The sequence below is a fragment of the Maricaulis sp. W15 genome, assembly GCF_001924955.1.
Classification (GTDB): Bacteria; Pseudomonadota; Alphaproteobacteria; order Caulobacterales; family Maricaulaceae; genus Maricaulis; species Maricaulis maris.
In genome coordinates this window covers 1-22,005 of record NZ_LQXG01000006.1, presented here as the reverse complement: position 1 = coordinate 22,005, position 22,005 = coordinate 1, and the positions used below count along the sequence as shown (strand labels likewise).

The following is a 22,005-nucleotide window of genomic DNA, read 5'->3' as shown; positions in this document are numbered from 1 at the left end:
GCGCGGGACGGGCCGGTCATCAGGGTGCGCCGATCCATTTATGGGTCTGCAGTGACAAGGACCATTTCGGATGCGCCAGGCAGTAGTCAAACGCGGCCTGGGCATTCTCCATCATCTGCGGCCCGTCCATCGGCTGCAGGGAGAAGCGCTTGAAGTCCCACGCTTCAAACGCCGTCGGATCGAGCTCCGGCTGCGGATAGACGAGCTTGAGCTCGTGACCGGAGGTCTGGACCACCGGAGCCTTGCCCTTCGGGCTGACCGTGATCCAGTCGATCCCGTCGGGCGCCTTCACCGTGCCATTGGTTTCCACCGCGATCTCGAAACCGCGTGCATGCAAGGCGTCGATCAAGGGCGTATCAAGCTGCAGCAGCGGCTCACCGCCGGTGCACACGACAAGCGGAGCGCCGCCACCCGGCCACAACTCGGCAACGGCTTCGACCAGCGCTTCGGCGGTCTTGAACCGGCCGCCACCGGGCCCGTCCATGCCGACGAAATCCGTGTCGCAGAAATTGCAGACCGCCTTGTGCCGGTCCTGTTCGCGACCGCTCCACAGATTGCAGCCGGCAAAGCGCAGGAAGACCGCTGGGCGGCCCGCCTGGGCGCCCTCGCCCTGCACGGTGAGAAAGCGTTCCTTGACGGAATAGGTCATGCTGGCAACGACGCTTTCCAGGCCGCGTGACCGCGCGCGCGCAGCTCGCAAGCAGGGCAATGTCCACAGCCATAGCCCCAAGAATGACGCTCACCGCGTTCGCCGCGATAACAGGTGTGACTGTCTTCCTCGATCAATGCTGTCAGCGCCCGCCCACCAAGCCGTTCCGCGAGCGCCCAGGTCTGCGCCTTGTCGAGCTGCATCAGGGGTGTGGCGATCTCAAGAGGCGTGGCGAGGCCGAGGGCGAGCGTTGTTTGCATCGCGTCAATCGTCTCGCGTCGGCAGTCGGGATAACCGGAATAATCAGTCTCACACATGCCGCCGACCAGAACACCATGCCCGCGGCGATAGGCCAGGGCGGAGGCGACCGTAAGGAAGACGAGATTGCGGCCGGGAACAAATGTGCTGGGCAGGCCGCTGGCCTCCATCTCGATGGCGCGATCCGCTGTCAGGGCGCTCTCGGCGATCGCGCCATAGCCCGACAGGTCGATGACGAAATCCTCACCCAGCCGTGCGGTGGCGTCCGGCAAGGCGGTCGCCATGCCGCCGCGGATCCGCTCGCGCGCCTGCATCTCGACATGGTGTCGCTGGCCGTAATCAAAGCCGACCGTCTCGACGCGATCATAACGGTCGAGCGCCCAGGCGAGACAGGTCGCGGAGTCCTGGCCACCGGAAAACAGGACAAGGGCCGATCGCTCGGCAGGAACAGGGCTGGAGGTATCGCTCATGCGGCGCTTATATACCGAAGGGGAGAATTTTGACCATGCAGGGCGTTTGCCTGATTTACACATGCTGGCCCAATGCCGACACCGCCGGCCAAGCCGCCGCGCGCGTGGTCGAGGAGGGCCTGTGCGCCTGCGCCAACATCCTGCCCGGCATGACGAGCGTTTATCGCTGGCAGGGCGAGATCGAGACCGGACAGGAATGCGTCGCCCTGTTCAAGACCTCAATCGCGGGCGCCCCGGCCCTGCGCGAACGGCTGCTGGCCCTTCATCCCCATGACGAACCCGCCATTCTTGCCCTGCCTGTAGACGCCTCAGCCAGCTCGGCGAGCTTCCTCGACTGGGTCGTCGCGCACAGCGCTGGTTCGTGAAACTTCCATGAAGTTTTGGTGAAACTCCCTGTTTGTTCAAGGAATTGAAAGCCGGACCGGCGATTTTTCAGGCGTCATTTCCCGGCCTGTCTGCCGGTTGCGATCCGTTTTGAGCAAGGGTTCCGAAAATGAGTCGATTGGTTCGCGATGTCGTCGTGGACGCGCCGGTCTTGGCACCGGATGTGACCGGCGAAGAGGTCTATAATTACCTGTCCGAGGACGAGAACCTGCTGGTCATCGCCGTCGTGCAGGACGGTCGGCCGGTCGGTCTGGTCTCGCGCGACCAGTTTTTCCTGCGCATGGCCGACCGCCATGGCCGCGCCCTGTTCGGTCGGCGCCCGATCACCTTCATGATGAACAAGACCCCGCTCATCGTGGACGCCACGACCCCGGTCAACGAGCTCAATACCCTGATCGTCCGTAACAGCGCCAGCGCGCTGATGGACGGCTTTATCGTGATGCATAACGACGCCTATTTCGGCGTCGGCACGACGCTCGCCCTGTTCCGGATGATGGCGCGCGAAAGCGCCGAGCGAAATCACAAACTCTCCGCCCTTGCGGAACAGCTCGGCCGGGCGCGGATTGAAGCGCTGGCGGCGTCCAAGGCGAAGTCCGATTTCCTGGCCACCATGAGCCACGAGATACGCACCCCGCTCAACGGCGTCCTCGGCGTCGCGCAATTGCTGATGACGACCGAGCTGGACGAAGAACAAGCCGATTTCGTCCGCGTGATTGACGACAGCGGCAAAATACTGCTTCGCCTGCTCAACGACATTCTGGATCTGTCAAAGATCGAAGCGGGCAAGATGGAGCTTGATCCCCGCCCCTTTTCTCCGGTCGCCCTCGCCCGTGACACCCGGGCCTTGTGGCTCGGCCGGGCATCCGAGCAGGCGATCGATTTCACGGTGAACGTCGATGAGAGCGATCCGGCACGCTATGTCGGCGATCTGGTCCGCCTGAAACAGGTCGTGTTCAATCTTGTCGGCAATGCCATAAAATTTACCGAAGCCGGCACGGTGGAAGCCGATATCAGCCTGCACATGATCGGACGGCGACGCAGTGTGATGCGGGTCGAGGTCCGCGATACGGGTTGCGGCATTCCCTTGGACGCCCAGGCCGGCCTGTTCTCGTCCTTCACCCAGGCCGATGCCGAAACCACGCGCCTGCATGGCGGCAGCGGGCTGGGCCTGGCCATCAGCCGCCGGCTGGTCGAACTGATGGGCGGCACGATCGGCTTTCGCAGCACGCCTGGCGAGGGATCAACCTTCTGGTTTGAAGTCCCCTTGCGTCGCGAAGATGCATTGACCGCCGCCGCCGACGAACCGGCCCCGCAACCACTCGCCGCGCCGACGCCGGCACCACAGGCGCGGATACTGGTCGCCGAGGACAATATGGTGAACCAGGCCGTCGCCCGGGGTTTTCTGAAACTGCGAGGGCTTGAGGCTGACTATGTGAACAACGGACAGGCTGCCGTCGACGCCGTGTCGACGGGGGCCTATGACCTCGTATTGATGGACATGGAAATGCCGGTCATGGACGGGCTGCGTGCCTGCCAGGAAATCCGCAGGCTCGCTGGCCGAAACCAACACGTGCCCATCATTGCCCTGACCGCCAACGCGCTCGGTTCGGCGCGCGACCGTTGCCTGGCGGCCGGCATGAATGATGTTGTGACCAAACCGATTGAGCGCGAAACTTTCTTCCGGGCGCTTGATGCCCATCTCGATCCCGGTGCAAGTGCCGGCGGAGAGATCGAACAGCGCGGCGCTGCCTGATCCGGACCAGGCCGGCGCCCGGTCTGGCTGCCATCATCGGGCAGCCCATACAGAGACGGACCGGTTTCGCGCCTGACGGGCCGCTGTCACGCGTCCGGGCTATCGGGGCGCGAGGCTTCATGAGCGGCCTCGTCGAAGCCGCGGCGGCGCGAGATGACGAGCACGGTCGACAAGACCCCGCCCAAGGCCAGGCTGACCACCGTACCAAGGCCGAGCGCGATCCAGCCATGTGCGCTCATCTCAACACCGGCGAGCCGGATCATGCCGAACACCATGAAGGCACCGCACATCAAGATCGCGATAATCGCCATCGTCAGGGTCAACACATTGGAACGCGACATGGGCCAAAGCCTCCGGGCAGGTTGATCCCCTATATGGACCCGTCGCGATGCCCGCACCACGAGACGTCCCGTCGCAGGCGGAAATGTCGCAGCGCGGACGATGGGTTGCTGATTGTACCGGAGAAAAGTGGTGGCGAGGGAGAGACTTGAACTCTCGACCTCACGATTATGAGTCGTGCGCTCTAACCAGCTGAGCTACCTCGCCACACAGGCCCCTCCGCAAGGGAGAGGCACGCCGTATACGCGCAGCGCCCACGGCTGGCAAGCCGCGGGCGCTGGCGGATTTCAGTTCTGTCGCAGTCAGGCTGCGCGAACTTCCTGGAGGAATTGTTCGACCGCCGTCTTGAGCGTATCGGACTGGCGTGACACGGCCAGCGAGGCCTCGAGCACTTCGCCCGCGCTTTCGCCGGTTTCCGACGTGGCCTGGTCGACTTCCTGGATGTTGGTGAAGACCTGGCTGGTGCCGTCTGCCGCTTCCTGGGCCGAACGGGTGATCTCACCGGCTGCAGCGCGCTGCTCTTCCATCGCGGCCGCGATGGCCGTGGCAATCTCGCTCATCTCGTGGATGGTTCCACCGATCGAGGACATCGCCTCGACCGCTTTCGCCGTCGCACCCTGGATGCCGTTGATGTGTTCGGAGATGTTCTGCGTCGCGGCGCCGGTCTGGCTGGCGAGTGCCTTCACTTCCGACGCAACAACCGCAAAGCCCTTGCCGGCTTCACCGGCGCGAGCCGCCTCGATGGTGGCGTTCAGGGCCAGGAGGTTGGTCTGCTCGGCGATATCATTGATGAGGCTGACGATATTGTCGATCGACTTGGCCGCATCATCGAGACGCTGAACGTCGCCATTGGTCTGTTCCACCTGGTCAACCGCGGAGTTGGCGATATCCGTGGAGCGGGAAATCTGCTGCGAGATCTCGCCGATCGAGGATACCATTTCTTCAGCCGCGGCAGCAACAGTCTGGACGTTCTGCGAGGCGCCTTCGGAAGCCTGGGCCACGGCGGCAGACTTGCCGGTGGTGGCGGCCGCTGTCGAGCTCATCGCCCGGGCAGCGGTTTCCATGCGGGTGGCGGCTTCGCCGACCTGGCCCAACGCATCGCTGGACGCTTGTTCGAAGACCTGGATCAGGCTCTCGATCGCGGCAGAGCGCTTTTCCTTCATGCGGCGCTCTTCTTCGGTCTCCGCTTCGAGGCGGGCCCGTTCGATGGCGTTCTGGCGGAACACATCCACCGAGCGCGCCATGTCGCCGATTTCGTCCTTGCCCGGCGTGAAGCCGAGATTGACGTCGCTATTGCCCTCGGCCAGCGCGCCCATGGTGCGGGCCATGGCGCTCAGGCGCTTGAGGAGCATGTTGTTGACATAGAACCAGGCAATCGCGGCGGCGACGACGAGGCCGATGGCGGCAATGGCAATCAGCAGGATGCGACCGGTAATCACTGCCGTGTCGGCGGCGGAGGTCGCTTCGCTGACGCGCTCATCGACCTGGCTCTTGAAGGACTGGACACTGGTCAGCAAGGCCTCGGCGGAAATGCGGGCTTCCTCGGCCACGACTTCAGCCGCAGCCACGGCTCCCAGTTCGGCCTTGCGAAGCTCGAACACACCCGTCGCGCCCTCGCCGAAATTGATCAGATTGTCGGACTGGGTCTGCATGATGTCGGTCACGACCGGTCCGAGAATGGCGAAATTGACATCCAGCTCGCCCGCCGCTTCGTCCCAACGGTCAAAGATGACGTCGACTTCGCCGGTCGAAGCCGCGATATCGACCTCATTGTACTGGATCATGATCTGGTTGGCGGCGAGCAGCGACCGCAGCAGGCTCTCGACATCTGCTTCGTCGCTGGCATCAAGGGCGCCTTCGACGCTTTCGGCAAGATCGTTGCGGGCATCGCGGGCCTGGCTGGTCACGGACCAGCGCTGGTCGCGGATCTGCAGACGGCGCTCGACCACCTCATTCATGCTTTCAACCAGCTCGTTGAGGTCAGCCACGGCGGTTCGCAGGGCTGCGGTCTCACCGACGCCGGACAAGGCTTCGAGCTGCTGAAGTTCTTCGTCGAGCGAATTCCGGTAGGTCATCACCCGGTTATAGTTTTCAAGTCGGGCCTCGACGGTGGTCGAAGCGGCAAACACACCCAGTGCCTCGCTGAGGCCGACGCTGTCCTCGGACAGCGCGTCAACCGTTTGCGTTTCCGGAATCGCGCGGTTGGCGATCTGCTCGACCGCGTAATTCGCTGAGTTGAACCCGGTGACACCGACGATGGCGGCAACCAGCGTCATGACAGACGTCAGTCCGAATGCAGCGAGCAAACGGACCCGGATGCTGGTGGTTTTGCTGAGGAATTTACCAAGCACAGAATTCATTTCACGGCCCCTAAGGCTGATGGCCCGATTCAAAAAGATACGGCGACGCTACCGCGCCGCCGTAAATGAAGTCTTATTATGGTAAACGCAGATCAGTTCTTTTGCTGATTAGCGTTTTTCCTCCGGGCGTTAGCCGCCGAGGTTAAAGTCGAAACGCTGCTGCATTCCTGCCGTGGCGGCCGGAGCCGGGGCATAGGACCAGCCTTCAATGGCCCGCAGGACAGCGCGATCAAACACGCCTTCCGGCTCTGCCTCGACGACCGTTGCCTCTGCGATCGTGCCGTCTTCCGACACGGTATACTCGACCACGGCATAACCCTCGATGCCGCGACGTTCCGCGCCACGCGGATATTCCGGAGCTTCCACAGCGGTGCGCTCGCGGTCCTGAGCCAGTGCCGGAGCCGCAGTGAAAGCCAGAGCCGACATTGCGGCTGCCAGAATCATGGTTCCCGTCTTTTTCATGACTTACCCTTCATCCATTTTACAAATGGCGCGTCCGGGATTTTCCCCGTGTTCGAACGCCGTGTTGAATTCGTGCGGGTCGTTTGCTGCCCGACGAGATGGATAATGGGGCAGAGCGGTTGCCAAACGTTTAAACGAAGGCGGAAAATACCGCTTTTGAGTCGATTTTTTTAGCGCGCAAAATCAGCATGTTACGCGAAAATTGGCGCCGGAAACGCCGGCTTGTGCCAAAATGTGACAGGTTTTGATCTGACCTATGCTTAACAAAGCCCTAACACGAGGGCGCAAATCTTATGCATGGCCGCGCATTACTGAAACAGGAAGAGTGACCCGACAATGAGCACACCGGAACGCCGCCTGACCCCGGCCGAACTCCTGGCCTTTTGCCGCGAGGTTCTCGTGGCGGGCGGCGCACGGCCTGATGACGCCGACTGTGTCGCCACACATCTTGTCGATGCCAATCTCAAGGGCCATGACAGTCACGGTGCCGGCCTTCTGCCCGCCTATGCGCAACACATGAAAGACGGGCAGGTCAATCTGTCCGCCTTGGACAAGGTCCTGGCGGATACCAGCGTCATCCTGCGTATTGATGCCGATGGCGGATGGGGCGCTCCAGCCGGCCAGCGCCTGGTCGAACGCGCCAGCGCCAAGGCCCACGAGCACGGACTTGCTGCCGCGACGCTGGGCCATGTCCATCATCTCGGCCGGATCGGTGCCTATGCCGAACAGGCGGCTGCAGCCGGACTGGTCTCGATGCATTTCGTCAATGTCACCGATCACGCCCCGCTGGTGGCGCCCTATCGCGGCTCGGATGCGCGGTTCGGCACCAATCCGGTCTGTATCGGCTATCCGGCCACGCTGAACCGCCCCGTCTTCCTGCTCGACATGGCCACCAGCCAGATCGCGCTCGGCAAGGTGCGCATCGCCGCCAATCGCGGCGTCGCCGTCCCGAGCGGCTCCCTGATCGACGCCCGCGGCATGCCGACCACCGACCCCAGCGGCATGGCGGGATTTGAACTGGAAGGCGCCCTCACCCCGCTGGGCAAGCACAAGGGCTATGGCCTCGCCTTCGCCTGTGAACTCCTGGCCGGTGTCCTCAGCGGCAGCGGCACGATCCAGCCCGGCACCCCGCGCAAGGGCGGCATCACGAACGGCCTGTTCTCGATCTTCATCGACCCGGCGGCCTTTGGCGACGAAGACTGGATGCAGGCTGAGACCGACGCCATGGCCCGCTATGCCCTCGCCTCGCCGCCGATGGATTGGGACAGCCCGGTCCTCTATCCCGGCGACCCGGAACGCGCCATCGCCGGCAAACGCACCAAGGAAGGCATCCCGATGGACGAGGTCACGGTCGGGCAGCTGAACAAGACGGCGGAGAGGCTGGGTGTGGCGGCTCGGCTGTAGCGCCTACCCCAACTCTGCGCCGACCAGACCAAACGCCGCCATCACGTCCTCACCGATCCGCATCGGGCGGCGGGTGTCGCGGCTGATGCGGCACCATTCGGTGGTGGCACGGGCGGAAAAACGCTTGGCGCCGGGCTTGCGGATATCGACATGGCGGTCAAAGCGCGGTCCGTGGGGCCGGCCGAGCCAGGTGCGGATCTCGGCGATCTCGCCGGGCAGGATGGGATCGCGATATTCAATCGTGTGTTTGAGCGCCACCCAAACCTCGCCGCCGACCATGTCGTCCGGCGCGACGGCATGCCAATGCGTGATGGCGATATCCTGGACCCAGCGCAGATAGACGACATTATTGACGTGACCGAGCTCGTCGATATCGGCCGGGCCCGGTTCGATCCGGCGCAGGAAGGCCGTCTCGAAGGAGACACAGCCCATGCCCTCGCCAGCAACGGCCTGATCAGACCCGATGATGCCGGAGAGAAAACTGCCCTTGTCGTCCATGATGATCCCGCCTCGATTGCTGGGCTCTATATAGAGACGTCATCGAAGAGGTGAAGGCCTGCCCCTCACCCGGCCCTCCGGGCCACCCTCTCCCGCAAGGGGAGAGGGCCTTCTTGTTGATGGCGGGCTCATACGCCTTCTCCCCTCGCGGGAGAAGGTGCCCGTAGGGCGGATGAGGGGGCCTATTTCTTCGGCGCCGAGATATGGATCGGATGCCCCAGCGCCGTAAGCGCGGCTTCGGCAAAGCCTTCGGTCAGGGTCGGGTGGACGTGGATGGTTCCGGCAATGTCGTCGAGGCGGGCGCCCATCTCGACGGCCAGGGCGAACTCGCCCGACAATTCGGAGACATGGGTGCCGACGGCATGGATGCCGAGGATGACGTGGTCTTCCTTGCGCGCGGTGACACGGACAAAACCGCCATCCAGGCCCGCTTCCATCGACAAATAGCGACCGGAGGCAGCGAGCGGGAATTTGCCGGTGATGATCTCTTCGCCCCTGGCCTTGGCCTCGTCCGGCGTCAGGCCGACGCCGACGACTTCCGGCTCGGTGAAGCAGACCGCGGCGATGGAGACCGGATCATGCACGCGGCGATGGCCGGCAATGATCTCGGCGACCATCTCGCCCTGGGCCGTCGCCTTGTGGGCCAGCAGCGGTTCGCCGACGACATCACCAATGGCATAGACGCCGCGCATGCCGGTACGGCACTGATTGTCGACCTTGATGAACTTCCCGCTGTCCAGGTCGAGGCCCATATTTTCCAGGCCCCAGCCGTCGAGGCAGGCCTTGCGCCCGACGGCGACGAGGATCTTGTCGGCCTCGATCGACTGCGCCGCGCCCTTGGCATCTTCATAGTCGAGCACTGGCTTGCCGGCCTTCTCACTGACACCCTTGGCCTTACAGGACAGGTTTACATCGACCTTGTGCTTCTTCAGCCACATGGTGATCGGACGGGTGATCTCCTTGTCATAGAGCGGCAGGATACCGTCTGACGCCTCGATGAAGGTGACCTGCGAGCCCAGCTTGCGGAAAGCAATGCCCAGCTCCAGACCGATATAGCCGGCACCGACCACGACCAGCTTTTCCGGCAATGCGTCAAGGTCGAGCGCATCGGTCGAGCCGATGACGTTCTCGCCAAACGGAAGGAAGGGCAGCTCGACTTCTACCGAACCGGTGGCCAGGATCACGTTCTCGGCCGTGATCTCGACTTTCTCGCCATCCTCTTGTGTGACGACACAGGTCTTGGCGTTGGAGAATTGGGCCCAGCCGGCGATGTGTTCGGCGCCTGCGGCCTTGATCAGCTGACCGACACCGCCGGTCAGTTTGGAGACGATGCCGTCCTTCCAGCCGACCAGCTTGCCCATGTCGAGCTTGGGCGCTTCGGCGAGCGAGATGCCCAACACATCGCTGTCGGCATGCTTGGCCATGTCCTCGAACTTGGTTGCGGCATGGATCATCGCCTTGGACGGAATGCAGCCGCGATTGAGGCAGGTTCCGCCCAGCCCGTGCTTGTCGACAATGATAGTATCGAGACCCAGCTGGCCGGCGCGAATGGCGGCCGGATAGCCGCCCGGGCCACCTCCGACAATGAGGACTTGGCAAGACCGTGTCTGCATCACAGGCGCTCCTTGGAAGATCAAAGCACGAAAACGCGTTTTCCGGGGACGGATTTAGCGGTTCGGCGGATAAAGGGAAAGGGGCGGACTGAGGCTAGGCCCGTCGGATCACGCGGCGCCAGAGCAGTGAGCCGATGGGCGCGAGGATGGCGACCAGGAGGAAGCTGCCGAACACGACTTGCGGCATCCATTCCGACGGCATGCCGACCTTCTTGTGATAGAACATGATCACGAACACCCCGCCGCCCCATACGGCCATGGCGGAGACAAAATCGGACCAAGTCTGTTTCACGGACATCGACATTTCCGGGCACCCCTCTGCTGCATTTGTGCCCCCGATGCATCACGCGGGTCAAGCACGCGGCCGCGTTGCGGAAATCTCTCAGCAAGGGCTGTTGAATAACTCAGACAATTAAGGCATGACACCTGTGCAACCAGCGGAGGACAGGCCATGATCATCGGGAAACATCTCGTCGCGGGAAACTGGGTCGGCAGCGACCGGACCTTCTCGTCGGACCCGGCGCACGGCCCGTCGCACGATTTCGCGATCGGGACGCCCGAGCTGGTCGACCAAGCCTGCCACGCTGCCGAAGAAGCCTTCTGGTCCTACGGCTATTCGTCGCGCGAAACCCGCGCCAAATTCCTCAATACCATCGCCGACGAAATCGACGCCCGCGGCGACGCAATCACCGAGATCGGCACGCAGGAGACCGGCCTGCCGGAAGGACGCCTCAATGGCGAGCGCGGCCGCACGGTCGGACAACTGCGCCTGTTCGCCAGCCATATCCTCGCCGGTGATTATCTCGACAAGCGCCATGACGCCGCCCTGCCCGATCGCCAGCCGCTGCCGCGCCCGGACCTGAAACTGGTGCAGCGCCCGATCGGCCCGGTCGCCGTGTTTGGCGCCTCCAACTTCCCGCTCGCCTTTTCGACTGCCGGTGGTGACACCGCAGCAGCCCTGGCGGCCGGTTGCCCGGTGGTCGTGAAAGGCCACTCGGCCCATCCCGGTACCAGCGATATTGTCGCCCAGGCGATCGACGCCGCGATCAAGTCCTGCGGCATCCATCCCGGCGTGTTCAGCCAGATCCAGGGCGGTGACCGCTCGGTCGGTCAGGCGGTGGTCGAGCACCCGCTGATCAAGGCGGTCGGTTTTACCGGCTCGCTGGCTGGTGGCCGCGCCCTGTTTGACCTCTGCGCCGCGCGCCCCGAACCCATCCCCTTCTTCGGCGAGCTGGGCTCGGTCAATCCGATGTTCCTCCTGCCTGCTGCCATGGCCTCGCGTGCCGAGGCGATCGGCAAGGGCTGGGCCGGGTCTCTGACCATGGGCGCCGGCCAGTTCTGCACCAATCCCGGCATCGCCGTGGTGATCGAGGGCCGCGAGGCCGAGACCTTCATTCAGGCCGCCGTTGCCGGTCTCGGCGAAGTCGGCCCGCAGACCATGCTCACCGACGGGATCGCCCAGGCCTATCAGAAGGGCCGCGACGTGATCCGCGGCACCGCCGGTGTCCGCGAAGTCCTGACCACGACCTGCGATCTGCGCAATGCCACGCCCTATCTCTTCGTCACCACCGGCCAGGACTGGCTGGAAAACGAGGTCCTCGGCGAGGAAGTCTTCGGACCGCTGGGCCTCGTGGTCACAGTGAAGGACGAAGCCGAAATGCTGACCGTCGCCCTGTCCCTGCAAGGCCAGCTCACCGCGACCCTGCACCTCGATGACGGCGATACCGCGCTCGGCCAGAAGCTGATGCCGGTGCTCGAACGCAAGGCCGGTCGCATCCTGACCAATGGCTTCCCGACGGGTGTCGAAGTCAGCGACACGATGGTCCATGGCGGTCCCTATCCGGCCTCGACGAATTTCGGCGCCACCTCGGTTGGCACCATGTCGATCCGCCGCTTCCTGCGCCCGGTCTGCTACCAGAACATGCCAGACGCCTTGCTGCCGGGGGATTGGGGATAGGGTCGACAAGGTCCTCGCCCTTGATGGGCGAGGTGGATTGCCGCTTCAGCGGCAAGACGGAGTGGGTGATGGGCGGTCAGGACAAGAACGCTGGCACGTTTCACCCCTTCCGTCTCGGCGCTTCGCGCTGATCCACCTTCCCCGTCAACGGGAAAGACCTGACCCGGCGAAGACTGCCGCGTCCGTCAGGAAGCCTCGCTGCGCCGTGCCACCCAGATCAATCCGGCCACACTTACCGTTACCAGCAGGGCGATTCCGGACAGCGCCCAGACCAGCGGGTCATTGCCGAGGAACCAGATCACAAAGCCGAGGGCGACGAGCAGAAACATCGCCAGCGCGATGCCACCCAGTGTTTTCCAAAAACTGGTCTCCAACGCATCAAGCTCTGCGCGCGGCGTCCCGTTCGGACGATCCCATTGGGCATGCCAGAATTTGTGTGTCATGCCACAATCCTAGGGCATACCCACGACCCTGACAATCGACCCGACGCCCGAAGCAGCGACCTACATGAACAGCGTCGCCGGGTTTTCCAGATAGGACTTCACGGCCTGGATCAGCATGGCGGCTTCATAGCCGTCGACAATGCGGTGATCGAAACAGCTCGACAGGTTCATCAACTTGCGTGGCACAACCAGGCCTTCGGCATTGTAGCGCGGCAGGGTCTGCATCTTGTTGACGCCGATGATGGCGGTTTCCGGGGCGTTGAGGATGGGCGTGGTGACCAGACCGCCGATCGCCCCCAGCGAGGTGATGGTGATGGTCGAACCGGTCAGCTCGTCCTTGGTCGCCTTGCCGTCCTTGGCGGCCCCGGCCAGACGCTTGAGCTCGGCGGCGATCTGCCAGATGTCGAGGCTCTCGGCGTGCTTGATGACCGGCACCATGAGGCCGTTGGGCGTCGCCGCAGCGACCCCGCAATGCACTGCATCATGTTTGGTCAGCAGCATGGCCTCGCCATCGAAATGGGCATTGGCTTGCGGTGTGTCAGGCAGGGCCTTGGTCAGCGCCATCACCAGGAAAGGGATGAAGGTCAGCTTGGCCTGGTCATCCGACTTGCTGGCGTTGAGATGGCCGCGCAGCTCTTCCAGCGCCGTGACGTCGATTTCCTCGACATAGGCGATGTCGGGGACGGTGCGCTGGACGTGAGACATGTTCTCGGAGATGCGGCGACGCAGGCCGATCACCTTCTCCTCGGTCACGCCGGTGCGCGGTGCCCGGACCGATGAACTGCCCGAGCCCGAGCGGGCAACCAGGCGGCCGCCCGACTTGATGAAATCGTCCAGGTCATCATGGGTGATGCGACCGGCAGGGCCGGTGCCCGGCACATTGGCGAGACGGATATCGGCTTCGAGCGCCCGTTTGCGCACGGCCGGGCTGGCCAGCGGACGCTCGCCGCCGGTGCGGCTGGCAATCGACGGCGCTTCGGCGGCGGCGACCGGTTCGGCGGCCTTCGGCGCGGCCGGCTTGGCGGGTTCGGCCTTGGCCTCGGCTTGCGCGGGCGCTTCGGCGTCGGCGGGAACCGCGCTGTCGACGGCAATGAACATGATCTCGGTGCCGACCGCGATAACATCACCCGGTGCGCCGACCAGCTTGCTCACCTTGCCATTGACGGCGCAGGGGATTTCAACGGTGGCCTTGTCAGTCATCACATCAAGGACGTGCTGGTCCTCGGTGACCGTATCGCCTTCCTTGACATGCCATTCGACGATTTCCGCCTCGACGATACCTTCGCCGACATCGGGCATCTTGTAACGGTATTCGCTCATCGATCAGGCCTCCAGAACGGTGTTCATGGCGTTGATGAAACGGTCCGGCCCCGGGAAGTAGGACCATTCATGGGCGTGCGGGTAAGGCGTGTCCCAACCGGTGACGCGCTGGATCGGCGCCTCGAGGGCGAAGAAGCACTCTTCCTGGATCTGCGCCGCCAGCTCGGCCGCGAAACCGGAGGTGCGCGGCGCTTCCTGGGCGACGATGCAGCGACCGGTCTTGTTCACCGAGCGGGCGATCGTCTCGATATCATAGGGCACCAGCGTCTTGAGATCGATCACCTCGGCGTCGACACCGGCTTTCTCGGCCGCCGCCTGGGCGACCAGGACCAACGTGCCGTAAGCGACGATCGTGACGGCAGAGCCTTCACGCACGACCTCGGCCTTGCCGATCGGCAGGCTGTAATGGCCTTCGGGCACTTCGCCCTTGGGATGATTGCCCCAGGAGGCCAGTGCGCCGCCGGAATGACCTTCGAACGGGCCGTTATAGAGACGTTTCGGCTCGAAGAAGATGACCGGGTCCGGGCTTTCGATGGCGGCGATCAACAGACCCTTGGCGTCATAGGGATTGGACGGCATCACCACCTGCACACCCGGCACCTGGGTGAAGAAGGCTTCCGGGCTCATCGAGTGGGTCTGGCCACCCCGGATGCCACCGCCGCAGGGCGTGCGCACCACGACCGGCGTGGTGAAGGCCCCGGCGGTGCGATAGCGGATGCGCGACATTTCCGAGACGATCTGGTCAAGACCCGGGAAGATGTAGTCCGAGAACTGGATCTCGGCGACGGGCTTCAAACCCTTTGCCGCCATGCCGATCGCCATCCCCATGATCGCCGCTTCGTTGATCGGCGCATCGAAGGACCGGTCGAGACCGTATTTGGCCTGCAGGTTCGCCGTGACCCGGAAGACACCGCCGAAATAGCCGGCATCCTCACCGAAGCTGATCACGTCGGGATCGCGTTCCATCATGTTGTCCAGGGCCGAGTTAAGGGCCTGGATCATGTTCATCTTGGCCATGATCTAAACTCCCAGATCCTGGCGCTGGCGACGCAGGCGCCAGTCCGGTTCGGCATAGACATCCTCGAAGATCGACTCGACCGGCGACAGCGGACCGTCATGCAGCGTGCCGTGGCTTTCCGCTTCCTTGTAGGAGGCGATGACCAGCTCGTTGAGTTCCTTTTCGAGCGCGGCGTGGCGCTCATCATCCCATTCGCCCAGACCGATCAGGTGCTGCTTCAAGCGCTCGACCGGGTCGCCCAGCGGCCAGATCTCGTTTTCGCCCTTGGGCCGGTAGCCGGACGGATCGTCCGAAGTCGAGTGGGCATCGGCGCGATAGGTGAAATGCTCGATCACCGTGGTGCCATGTCCATCACGGGCGCGCTTGGCAGCCCATTGCGTCGCGGCATAGACGGCAAGGAAGTCATTGCCATCGACCCGCAGGGAAGCAAGACCATAACCCAGCCCCTTATAGGCAAAGGTTGGCGCCTCACCGGCGGCGATGCCCTGGAAGGTCGAGATCGCCCACTGGTTATTGACCACATTGACGATGACCGGCGCCCGATAGGTCGAGGCCAGCACCAGCGCACCGTGGAAGTCACCCTCGGCCGTCGACCCGTCACCGATCCAGGTCGCGGCAATCTCGCCATCACCGCGATATTCGCAGGCCATGGCATAGCCGACAGCCTGCGGCAGCTGGGTCGCCAGATTGCCGGAGATCGAGAAAAACTTGCCCTCGGCCCAGGTATAGTGGACCGGCAATTGGCGTCCCTTGAGATTGTCGCGACTGTTGGAGATGCAGTGACACATCATCTCGACAATGTCGCGACCGCGGGCGAACAGGATGCCCTGCTGGCGGTAGGAGGGGAAGACCATGTCGTCCTTGCTCATCGCCATGGCGCCGGCAACGGCGACGGCCTCTTCGCCGGTCGACTTCATGTAGAAGCTCATCTTGCCCTGGCGCTGCAGTTTCAGCATGCGATCATCATAGACCCGGGTCAGCACCATGTGGCGCAGGCCTTCGCGCAGAACATCCGCATCCAGCTTGGGATCCCACTCGCCAACGGCCTGGTGATTATGATCGAGCACCCGGACCAGGCCAAGCGCTAGATCCTGGGTCTCCATGCCGGGAACCGCCGTGTCGGGCCGTTTGGCCTCGCCAGCCGGCGGGATCGCAATATGGGAAAAATCTGGCTTGTCGCCGGGCCGCACATGCGGGGACGGGACATGGAAGCGGGGTTCAGTGTGTGCCATGGGCTCTCGCTGAAAACGTCGGCAGGACGTGCCAATTTGGGGGTCTCCGCACGATGCGGACACGCGACAGGCGTCTAGCGCGCAAGAGCGGGTCTTGTCCAGCTTAGCAATGCGGTGCCATTTCGGGGTTCGCAAGTGCGGAAACTTGAATTAATTTCCTGCGAAATGATGATTTGAGGAAATAATGACCGTCACCCTGGATACGATCGATGTACGCATTCTTGAAGCCCTGCAGGCAGATGCGGGCCGATCCGTCGCTGATATCGCCGAAATCGTCGGCCTGACCCCGTCGCCCTGCTGGCGCCGGATCCGTCGCCTGGAGACCGAAGGCATCATAAAACGCCGCTCGATCCAGCTCGATCGGCGCATGATCGGCCTGATGTTCACGGCCTATCTGGAGATCAAAATCCAGCCGGCGCGCAAGGCCAATTACGAAAAGTTCGAGAAGGCGATCCAGACCTTTCAGGAGATCACCGAGGCCTGCACCATGACCGGCCCCTATGATTATCTCCTGAAGATCGTCACGCCGGACATCGATGCCTATAACGAATTCATGCAGGAGCGCATGATCCCGCTCGACGTCGTCGGTGATTTCCGGACCTCGGTCCAGATCCGCAATGTCAAGGAAGGCCGCGGCCTGCCCTTGGGACATATCGACGGCTGATGGCGGCGCACTGGCTTCGCCAGTGCAACATGGGCGGGCCGGTCAGTCCTTGGTCAGCAAGGACATGACGGCCCGGCTTATATCGGCGTCGAGGCTCTCTGGCACCACCTTTGCCGGCAGGTATATTCGGACGGCCCCGAGCGGGACGCCAATCAGCGCCAACCGGACCCGCGCCAGCGGCAGGCGCTGCTCCCGGGCAAACGCCTCCAGCGCCGCTTTGCTCTGCGCATTGAGCTGGTCGAGACGGAGCCGCATGTCCGGCGGCGCCTTGTCGGACATCATCTCGGCGCGCCGCCCGGTGGTGAGGATCAGGGCCCTCCCGACCTCTTCCCGACAGAAGGCCGGCGTGACCAGCGCCGCGGCAAGCCCCGGCATCTCCTCGGGCGATGCCAGCGCGGCAAGAAACCGCCTTTGAAATGCCGCCACGGCGTCGAGCCAGGCCGCGGCCATCAACCCCTCCCGGGATCCGAAGCGGTGATAGATCGATCCCGTCGATACACCGGCCGTCGCCGTAACGGCCTGCAGGCGCACCTCCCCCTGCTCGACCAGGCAATTGGCCACGGCGGCGAAGACAGTTTCATCGAGGAAGCTTGACGGTCGGCCCATAATAGAACATTTTTTCTAGAACAAATTATTCAGAACGGATCGATCATGAACATCCTGGCCGCCTTGGCAAGCTTGAGTGCGCTCCTCACCTTCCTCATCCACACCTTCGCCGGCGGCCGGGAGGTTGCCCGCCCCCTGTTGGCGGACACGCACCTGCCGCCCGCCAGCAAATGGCTGAATTATTATTGCTGGCACATCACCACGTTCCTGCTGGCCGCCATGACCATTGCCTTCGCGGCGACCGCCCTGGACCCGCGCTTCGCCGCCTTTCCGCTGCTGCTGGGCCCCTTGGCCCTTTGCCTGTCGGGTTTGAGCGCGATCATCGCAATGAAAGCCGGCATCGCGCCCCTGCGACTGCCGTCGACCAGCCTGTTCGCCCTGACCGGGGCGCTTGGCATCGCCGCAATCATCGCCGCCCCTGCCTGACCGGAGTCCGTCCATGCTCATTGCTGCTGCGACCCTGACCGTGCTGGTCGGCCTCTTCCACTCCATCGCCGGCGAGATCCGCCTGATCCGGCCGCTGCTGGCGATACCGGGCCTGCCGACCCTGGGTCATGGCCCCTGGTATGTTCGCTCCCTGATCCGCACCGCCTGGCACCTGACCACGCTGACCTGGTGGGGACTCGCGGTGATGATGCTGATCATCCATGGCGACCCGGCTCCCCAGCATCGCGCCTTGCTTGCGATATGCAGCGCCATCTTCGCGATCAGCGGTCTGGCCGCCCTGACCCTGAGCCGGGCAAAACACCCGGCATGGTTGGCCTTTCTGCCGATTGCCGCCTTGCTGCTGATCGCGGCTTGGACATGACAGGCCGGCAAAGGACCGGCTCCCACCCTTCTGACAAATCCGGACCGGTCGATCAGCGCTCGGCAGATTCATAGCGTTGGCGGACATAGTCGTAGACCGCATATTCCAGCGGGTGAGCTTCACGGAAGACGTCGCGTATGTCGTCCGGAACCGTTTCATCACGCTCAGTCGCGTTACGGTGCTCAAGGCTATTCGGATCGAAAGACTTGCCGGTTTTTTCGGCCATGCGCCGAAGCGATTCGGGCAGGAACTCGGTCAAGCCGACCTCGACAAAATACGTCTCGATAATGTCCTTGTAGTTTTCCAGCGTCACGTCGCGCGGAAAGTGGTTGAGCATGTTTACCGGGTCTCGCGCGATGCTGTCCTTGAGGTCTCCCCGTGGAACCCGGGATTGATCCTGCCAGCCCGCGGCCACCTTGCGGACGTAGAAATAGTTCGAAATCATCAGTTCCAACGGGTCGCGCAAGACGGTCATGAACTGATCGACATCGGGATAGTATTGCTCGACCCCGAACCCGCGCAGCTTGTTAAAATGGCCGTATATGACGGGAGGCGTGCCGGCAGCCTCCAACGCCCGCAAATCATGCCTGGGCGGCATTTGGGCGGCCTGTTCATTGTAGTAGTGAGGACGAAACTGACCGGGAAACCAGGCCTTCGCCACCTCAGCCACAGACCGACCGCCCGATTTAGGCACGTGGATGAATATCAACGACTTGTTCGGGTCAAAATTTTGCATGAGCCGCTCCTGATCTGGATGGCGATTTGACCGATACAAACGGACGAAAAATCAAGCAGAGATTACCGTTACCGGCAAGCTCTGCTTGACTTCAGGGCGCGCTGACATCCTGTCAGGATTACGCAAAGCGCTCCACAGCCACCGCCGTCGCTTCACCGCCACCGATGCACAGCGAGGCGACGCCCTTGGTCTTGCCATGCTTTTCCAGCGCGGCGAGCAGGGTGACCATGATGCGGGCACCGGAGGCGCCGATCGGGTGACCGAGGGCACAGGCGCCGCCATTGACGTTGACGATGTCGTGGGAAATGCCCAACTCTTTCATCGCAATCATTGGCACGACAGCGAAAGCCTCATTGATTTCCCACAGATCGACATCGCCGATCTGCCAACCGGCACGCTCGACGACCTTGCGCATGGCAGGCACCGGCGCGGTGGTGAAATAGGCCGGCTCATGGGCGTGGGCGGCAGTGGCAACGATCTTGGCGATCGGCTTGAGGCCACGACGCTCGGCTTCGGACAGGCGCATCAGGATCAGTGCGGCGGCGCCATCCGAGATGGCCGAGGCATTGGCGGCGGTCACCGTGCCGTCCTTGCCGAAGGCGGGACGCAGGGACGGGATTTTCTCCGGCATCGCCTTGCGCGGCAGCTCGTCGGTATCGACGACCGTGTCGCCCTTGCGACCCTTGATCGTCACCGGCGTAATCTCGCGCTTGAAATCGCCATCCTTGGTGGCGCGCTGGGCCCGGGCGAGGGTTTCCAGCGCATAGGCGTCCTGCTGCTCGCGGGTGAATTGGTGTTCTTCCGCAATCATGTCAGCGAACACGCCCATCGGCTTGAATTCATAGGCGTCCTCAAGACCATCCTGGGCCATGTGGTCCTTGATGGTGTCGTGGCCGTATTTGAAGCCGCCGCGATGGGTGGGCAGCATGTGCGGGGCGTTGGTCATCGATTCCATGCCGCCGGCGATGATGATGTCGGCATCGCCCGAGGCGATCGAGGCGCGGCCCATGATGGCCGCCTGCATGCCCGAGCCGCACATCTTGTTGAGCGTGGTCGCTTCGACGGATTTCGGCAGACCGGCCTTGATCGCCGCCTGGCGACCGGGCGCCTGGCCCTGGCCGGCCATCAGCACATTGCCCATCAGGACCTGGTCGACATCATCGCCGGCCAGGCCGGCTTCTTCCATGGCCGCCTTGACGGCGATGGCGCCGAGCTCATTGGCAGACAGCGGTGCAAGTTCGCCGAGCAGGCCACCCATCGGGGTGCGGGCCATGCCGACGATGACGATGGGATCGTCCACAGCACTCATTTGATCTCTCCTCTGGGATTGTTCTGGCTTAGTCTGGCGCGCATGATCGAATTATGCGGCACAGCGTCAAGTTATTTCGCAGATGCGAAACGGGCGGTCCGGACTTGGCCGGGATTGGACAAATGGGGGCAAACCCTTCCAATCCTTGCCGGATTCATCGTCGCCGTGCTCGCGATCAACGAAGTTGAACCAACTGTCAACTTTGCTGTGACCGGCGACCTGCCCGGCCTGTTAGCGGTAGCAGCAGTGGCCATCCTCATCCCGGCCTTCGCCGAAGAACTGGTGTTTCGAGTCAGTCTCGCCGGTCGTCGCGGCCGGGTCCGGGCGGCACTGGCGATTGCCGCCTTCGTGCTCTGGCACCCGGTCCAGGCCTGGCTCGGCCTGCCGATGGCGCAAGCTGTCTTTCTCGAACCCGGCTTCCTCGCGATCACCGCAGCCCTCGGCCTCGCCTGCACGCTCGCCTGGCGGATCAGCGGCTCGATCTGGCCACCGGCCCTCCTCCATTGGCTGGTCGTGGTCGGCTGGAAGGGCCTGACAGCACCGGTCTAGTGGCCGCACGCCTGCTGCGAACCGAGGTCACAGGCCCGCCTGAACAGCTCATCGGCGCGGCGGGCATTGCGGCGCATTGTCTGCGCCCCGTCGCGGCCACGCTCGAACATCAGGGCCAGTTCGACACAGGCCGCCGCATCGCCCTCGTCACACACCGCTTCGCAATCGCCCTGCTTGCGCATGCGACCCGGACGATTGCCGTAACAGGCACCGCGATGCGCGTCCAACGGATCACGTCCGAGCGATACCAGCACATCAGCAAGCCGGGCGCAGCCATCGGCGAAACCCCGCTCGCAGGCGCGGCGCGACAGGGCCGCAGCCTGCTCCCGCTCGGCCTCGTTACCCGTTTCCAGAAAGCCTGCCGCCTGCCAACACGCCATCGTGCTGCCGCCTTCACAGCCCGACAGGGCCACCGGCAGATAGACCGGCCGGTCATAGCGCACATCATCATAGGGGTTGGGCTCGTTGATGCGTTCGAAAATCCAGCACGACCGGTCCGACCCGACTTCACAGCCCCGCAACAACAGCGCGATCGCGCCTTCACTCTGCCAGAAACTCCGGTCGGCCCGCTGCAGCAACCCGTAGGCATAATTGCAGGCAAACCCGTCCCCGGCCTCACAGGCCGCGACATAGGGCTGCGGATCGGGCGACTCCGGCTGGGCTGCTGCCGGCGCCGCCAGGGCAAGGCTGAAAAGAAGGATCAGGAAGAAACGCATGTCACCCCGCAGGTTTGGCGGTCAGGATAGGCAGTCCACCCGCCTGCCGGCAAGGACAGACATCGCCATCCAGGAGAGCCTGCAGCCGCCTTCCCGCCCGACCGGCGGCGCGGATGCGCCAGAGTGGAAAGCCCGGTCCGGCAGGCGGGAAGGCGGTCTGATTGACGGTCTCCTTTCCTGTGGTTTGAGGGTGATCGACAGGTCTGCCCGCGCCACGGTGTTTCCACCTGGCGTTTTGGGCAGTAGAGGGGTGCGAGGTGCCTTGCCGGTGCCTAGCTATGTAAGTTTTGTGGGTGGCGCCGGGGGCACCTCGCACACGGAGATTTGGTCAGGGCCGTTACCGGCCCCGTCTCGAAACCGACAGGAACAAACGGTCGAGCTTTGTGCCGCCGTCCCATCGATGGCCACGCCGGGTTGGTCTGGCGGTGTTTCCAGGCAACCGGACGAGCTCCGTACT

At 63.5% G+C, this 22,005-nt stretch carries 24 protein-coding genes and 1 tRNA gene; 8 read left to right on the top strand and 17 right to left on the bottom strand.

Features of this window, described 5'->3' with window-relative positions; translation table 11 throughout:
- Positions 1-19: 19 nt before the first annotated feature.
- A complete protein-coding gene (queE, locus tag AWH62_RS04730) occupies positions 20-649 on the bottom strand; it encodes a 7-carboxy-7-deazaguanine synthase (RefSeq protein WP_075189343.1) in 630 nt (209 codons plus the stop codon).
- Positions 646-1,377, bottom strand: coding sequence for a 7-cyano-7-deazaguanine synthase QueC (gene queC / locus AWH62_RS04725; protein ID WP_075189342.1), 732 nt, complete (start codon positions 1,375-1,377; stop codon positions 646-648). The genes queE and queC overlap by 4 nt, the downstream gene beginning before the upstream one ends.
- 35 nt (positions 1,378-1,412) lie before the next feature.
- Here queC and cutA point away from each other — a divergent pair, with 35 nt between their 5' ends.
- Both cutA and AWH62_RS04715 read left to right on the top strand, forming a co-directional pair.
- Positions 1,413-1,742, top strand: coding sequence for a divalent-cation tolerance protein CutA (gene cutA / locus AWH62_RS04720; RefSeq protein WP_075189341.1), 330 nt, complete (start codon positions 1,413-1,415; stop codon positions 1,740-1,742).
- A 128-nt stretch (positions 1,743-1,870) separates the two neighbouring features.
- Positions 1,871-3,514, top strand: a complete 1,644-nt coding sequence (locus AWH62_RS04715) for an ATP-binding protein (protein ID WP_075189340.1) — start codon at positions 1,871-1,873, stop codon at positions 3,512-3,514.
- Between the two features lie 86 nt (positions 3,515-3,600).
- Here the strand turns inward: AWH62_RS04715 and AWH62_RS04710 are convergent, their stop codons facing one another.
- The 4 genes from AWH62_RS04710 to AWH62_RS04695 all read right to left on the bottom strand — a co-directional run bounded on the left by AWH62_RS04710 (position 3,601) and on the right by AWH62_RS04695 (position 6,675).
- Positions 3,601-3,855: a hypothetical protein gene (locus tag AWH62_RS04710; protein WP_075189339.1), complete on the bottom strand. Its 255-nt coding sequence runs from the start codon at positions 3,853-3,855 to the stop codon at positions 3,601-3,603.
- A 128-nt stretch (positions 3,856-3,983) separates the two neighbouring features.
- Positions 3,984-4,060, bottom strand: a tRNA-Met gene (locus AWH62_RS04705).
- A gap of 95 nt (positions 4,061-4,155) precedes the next feature.
- Positions 4,156-6,213 carry a HAMP domain-containing methyl-accepting chemotaxis protein gene (locus AWH62_RS04700; RefSeq protein ID WP_083635010.1) on the bottom strand — a complete coding sequence of 686 codons (2,058 nt, stop codon included), beginning with the start codon at positions 6,211-6,213 and terminating at the stop codon, positions 4,156-4,158.
- A 129-nt stretch (positions 6,214-6,342) separates the two neighbouring features.
- Complete coding sequence (locus AWH62_RS04695) at positions 6,343-6,675, bottom strand: energy transducer TonB (RefSeq protein ID WP_075189338.1); 333 nt, start codon at positions 6,673-6,675, stop codon at positions 6,343-6,345.
- A 336-nt stretch (positions 6,676-7,011) separates the two neighbouring features.
- On the opposite strand from AWH62_RS04695, the gene AWH62_RS04690 reads away from it, so the two are divergent.
- Positions 7,012-8,079 carry a malate/lactate/ureidoglycolate dehydrogenase gene (locus tag AWH62_RS04690; protein ID WP_075189337.1) on the top strand — a complete coding sequence of 356 codons (1,068 nt, stop codon included), beginning with the start codon at positions 7,012-7,014 and terminating at the stop codon, positions 8,077-8,079.
- A gap of 3 nt (positions 8,080-8,082) precedes the next feature.
- Here the strand turns inward: AWH62_RS04690 and AWH62_RS04685 are convergent, their stop codons facing one another.
- From AWH62_RS04685 to AWH62_RS04675, 3 genes are all read right to left on the bottom strand, one after another.
- The gene (locus AWH62_RS04685; protein WP_198928862.1) at positions 8,083-8,577 is read right to left on the bottom strand and encodes a thioesterase family protein; all 495 of its coding nucleotides are present in this window, start codon (positions 8,575-8,577) and stop codon (positions 8,083-8,085) included.
- Positions 8,578-8,759: 182 nt separating this feature from the next.
- Positions 8,760-10,193, bottom strand: a complete 1,434-nt coding sequence (lpdA, locus tag AWH62_RS04680) for a dihydrolipoyl dehydrogenase (RefSeq protein ID WP_075189336.1) — start codon at positions 10,191-10,193, stop codon at positions 8,760-8,762.
- 91 nt (positions 10,194-10,284) lie between these two features.
- Entirely contained in the window at positions 10,285-10,488 is a 204-nt protein-coding gene (locus AWH62_RS04675) for a hypothetical protein (protein ID WP_143742922.1), read from the bottom strand.
- A 153-nt stretch (positions 10,489-10,641) separates the two neighbouring features.
- Between AWH62_RS04675 and AWH62_RS04670 the strand changes: the two genes are divergently transcribed.
- A complete protein-coding gene (locus AWH62_RS04670) occupies positions 10,642-12,147 on the top strand; it encodes an aldehyde dehydrogenase (NADP(+)) (RefSeq protein ID WP_075189334.1) in 1,506 nt (501 codons plus the stop codon).
- A 185-nt stretch (positions 12,148-12,332) separates the two neighbouring features.
- On the opposite strand, the gene AWH62_RS04665 is transcribed toward AWH62_RS04670, so the two are convergent.
- Genes AWH62_RS04665 through AWH62_RS04650 form a run of 4 tightly spaced genes read right to left on the bottom strand, consistent with a single transcriptional unit; the run spans position 12,333 to position 16,160 of the window.
- The gene (locus AWH62_RS04665; protein ID WP_075189333.1) at positions 12,333-12,590 is read right to left on the bottom strand and encodes a hypothetical protein; all 258 of its coding nucleotides are present in this window, start codon (positions 12,588-12,590) and stop codon (positions 12,333-12,335) included.
- Positions 12,591-12,650: 60 nt separating this feature from the next.
- Positions 12,651-13,910, bottom strand: a complete 1,260-nt coding sequence (locus tag AWH62_RS04660; protein WP_075189332.1) for a dihydrolipoamide acetyltransferase family protein — start codon at positions 13,908-13,910, stop codon at positions 12,651-12,653.
- Between the two features lie 3 nt (positions 13,911-13,913).
- A complete protein-coding gene (locus AWH62_RS04655; RefSeq protein WP_075189331.1) occupies positions 13,914-14,927 on the bottom strand; it encodes an alpha-ketoacid dehydrogenase subunit beta in 1,014 nt (337 codons plus the stop codon).
- Positions 14,928-14,930: 3 nt separating this feature from the next.
- Positions 14,931-16,160, bottom strand: a complete 1,230-nt coding sequence (locus AWH62_RS04650; RefSeq protein WP_075189330.1) for a 3-methyl-2-oxobutanoate dehydrogenase (2-methylpropanoyl-transferring) subunit alpha — start codon at positions 16,158-16,160, stop codon at positions 14,931-14,933.
- A 184-nt stretch (positions 16,161-16,344) separates the two neighbouring features.
- Between AWH62_RS04650 and AWH62_RS04645 the strand changes: the two genes are divergently transcribed.
- Positions 16,345-16,824: an Lrp/AsnC family transcriptional regulator gene (locus AWH62_RS04645; RefSeq protein WP_011642643.1), complete on the top strand. Its 480-nt coding sequence runs from the start codon at positions 16,345-16,347 to the stop codon at positions 16,822-16,824.
- A 42-nt stretch (positions 16,825-16,866) separates the two neighbouring features.
- Here AWH62_RS04645 and AWH62_RS04640 read toward each other — a convergent pair whose 3' ends face one another.
- Positions 16,867-17,430, bottom strand: a complete 564-nt coding sequence (locus AWH62_RS04640; RefSeq protein ID WP_075189329.1) for a TetR/AcrR family transcriptional regulator — start codon at positions 17,428-17,430, stop codon at positions 16,867-16,869.
- Positions 17,431-17,475: 45 nt separating this feature from the next.
- Here AWH62_RS04640 and AWH62_RS04635 point away from each other — a divergent pair, with 45 nt between their 5' ends.
- Together AWH62_RS04635 and AWH62_RS04630 are read left to right on the top strand one after the other, a co-directional pair.
- Positions 17,476-17,856 (top strand): hypothetical protein, encoded by a 381-nt coding sequence (locus AWH62_RS04635; protein ID WP_075189328.1) that lies wholly within the window; start codon positions 17,476-17,478, stop codon positions 17,854-17,856.
- A gap of 13 nt (positions 17,857-17,869) precedes the next feature.
- A complete protein-coding gene (locus tag AWH62_RS04630; protein ID WP_075189327.1) occupies positions 17,870-18,238 on the top strand; it encodes a hypothetical protein in 369 nt (122 codons plus the stop codon).
- Positions 18,239-18,290: 52 nt separating this feature from the next.
- Here AWH62_RS04630 and AWH62_RS04625 read toward each other — a convergent pair whose 3' ends face one another.
- Together AWH62_RS04625 and AWH62_RS04620 are read right to left on the bottom strand one after the other, a co-directional pair.
- Positions 18,291-18,974 carry a hypothetical protein gene (locus tag AWH62_RS04625; protein WP_075189326.1) on the bottom strand — a complete coding sequence of 228 codons (684 nt, stop codon included), beginning with the start codon at positions 18,972-18,974 and terminating at the stop codon, positions 18,291-18,293.
- A gap of 118 nt (positions 18,975-19,092) precedes the next feature.
- Positions 19,093-20,283, bottom strand: coding sequence for a thiolase family protein (locus tag AWH62_RS04620; RefSeq protein ID WP_075189325.1), 1,191 nt, complete (start codon positions 20,281-20,283; stop codon positions 19,093-19,095).
- Positions 20,284-20,448: 165 nt separating this feature from the next.
- On the opposite strand from AWH62_RS04620, the gene AWH62_RS04615 reads away from it, so the two are divergent.
- Positions 20,449-20,832, top strand: a complete 384-nt coding sequence (locus AWH62_RS04615) for a type II CAAX prenyl endopeptidase Rce1 family protein (protein ID WP_158025562.1) — start codon at positions 20,449-20,451, stop codon at positions 20,830-20,832.
- Here the strand turns inward: AWH62_RS04615 and AWH62_RS04610 are convergent.
- Entirely contained in the window at positions 20,829-21,548 is a 720-nt protein-coding gene (locus AWH62_RS04610; protein ID WP_075189323.1) for a sel1 repeat family protein, read from the bottom strand. The genes AWH62_RS04615 and AWH62_RS04610 overlap by 4 nt on opposite strands.
- Positions 21,549-22,005: the final 457 nt, after the last annotated feature.

Excerpts from the sequence above, each read along its gene's own strand:
- queE (WP_075189343.1), bottom strand. The coding sequence starts at position 649 with ATGACCTATTCCGTCAAGGAACGCTTTCTCACCGTGCAGGGCGAGGGC.
- queC (WP_075189342.1), bottom strand. The coding sequence starts at position 1,377 with ATGAGCGATACCTCCAGCCCTGTTCCTGCCGAGCGATCGGCCCTTGTC.
- cutA (WP_075189341.1), top strand. The coding sequence starts at position 1,413 with ATGCAGGGCGTTTGCCTGATTTACACATGCTGGCCCAATGCCGACACC.
- AWH62_RS04715 (WP_075189340.1), top strand. The coding sequence starts at position 1,871 with ATGAGTCGATTGGTTCGCGATGTCGTCGTGGACGCGCCGGTCTTGGCA.
- AWH62_RS04710 (WP_075189339.1), bottom strand. The coding sequence starts at position 3,855 with ATGTCGCGTTCCAATGTGTTGACCCTGACGATGGCGATTATCGCGATC.
- AWH62_RS04700 (WP_083635010.1), bottom strand. The coding sequence starts at position 6,213 with ATGAATTCTGTGCTTGGTAAATTCCTCAGCAAAACCACCAGCATCCGG.
- AWH62_RS04695 (WP_075189338.1), bottom strand. The coding sequence starts at position 6,675 with ATGAAAAAGACGGGAACCATGATTCTGGCAGCCGCAATGTCGGCTCTG.
- AWH62_RS04690 (WP_075189337.1), top strand. The coding sequence starts at position 7,012 with ATGAGCACACCGGAACGCCGCCTGACCCCGGCCGAACTCCTGGCCTTT.
- AWH62_RS04685 (WP_198928862.1), bottom strand. The coding sequence starts at position 8,577 with ATGGACGACAAGGGCAGTTTTCTCTCCGGCATCATCGGGTCTGATCAG.
- AWH62_RS04675 (WP_143742922.1), bottom strand. The coding sequence starts at position 10,488 with ATGTCCGTGAAACAGACTTGGTCCGATTTTGTCTCCGCCATGGCCGTA.
- AWH62_RS04670 (WP_075189334.1), top strand. The coding sequence starts at position 10,642 with ATGATCATCGGGAAACATCTCGTCGCGGGAAACTGGGTCGGCAGCGAC.
- AWH62_RS04665 (WP_075189333.1), bottom strand. The coding sequence starts at position 12,590 with ATGACACACAAATTCTGGCATGCCCAATGGGATCGTCCGAACGGGACG.
- AWH62_RS04660 (WP_075189332.1), bottom strand. The coding sequence starts at position 13,910 with ATGAGCGAATACCGTTACAAGATGCCCGATGTCGGCGAAGGTATCGTC.
- AWH62_RS04655 (WP_075189331.1), bottom strand. The coding sequence starts at position 14,927 with ATGGCCAAGATGAACATGATCCAGGCCCTTAACTCGGCCCTGGACAAC.
- AWH62_RS04650 (WP_075189330.1), bottom strand. The coding sequence starts at position 16,160 with ATGGCACACACTGAACCCCGCTTCCATGTCCCGTCCCCGCATGTGCGG.
- AWH62_RS04645 (WP_011642643.1), top strand. The coding sequence starts at position 16,345 with ATGACCGTCACCCTGGATACGATCGATGTACGCATTCTTGAAGCCCTG.
- AWH62_RS04640 (WP_075189329.1), bottom strand. The coding sequence starts at position 17,430 with ATGGGCCGACCGTCAAGCTTCCTCGATGAAACTGTCTTCGCCGCCGTG.
- AWH62_RS04635 (WP_075189328.1), top strand. The coding sequence starts at position 17,476 with ATGAACATCCTGGCCGCCTTGGCAAGCTTGAGTGCGCTCCTCACCTTC.
- AWH62_RS04630 (WP_075189327.1), top strand. The coding sequence starts at position 17,870 with ATGCTCATTGCTGCTGCGACCCTGACCGTGCTGGTCGGCCTCTTCCAC.
- AWH62_RS04625 (WP_075189326.1), bottom strand. The coding sequence starts at position 18,974 with ATGCAAAATTTTGACCCGAACAAGTCGTTGATATTCATCCACGTGCCT.
- AWH62_RS04620 (WP_075189325.1), bottom strand. The coding sequence starts at position 20,283 with ATGAGTGCTGTGGACGATCCCATCGTCATCGTCGGCATGGCCCGCACC.
- AWH62_RS04610 (WP_075189323.1), bottom strand. The coding sequence starts at position 21,548 with ATGCGTTTCTTCCTGATCCTTCTTTTCAGCCTTGCCCTGGCGGCGCCG.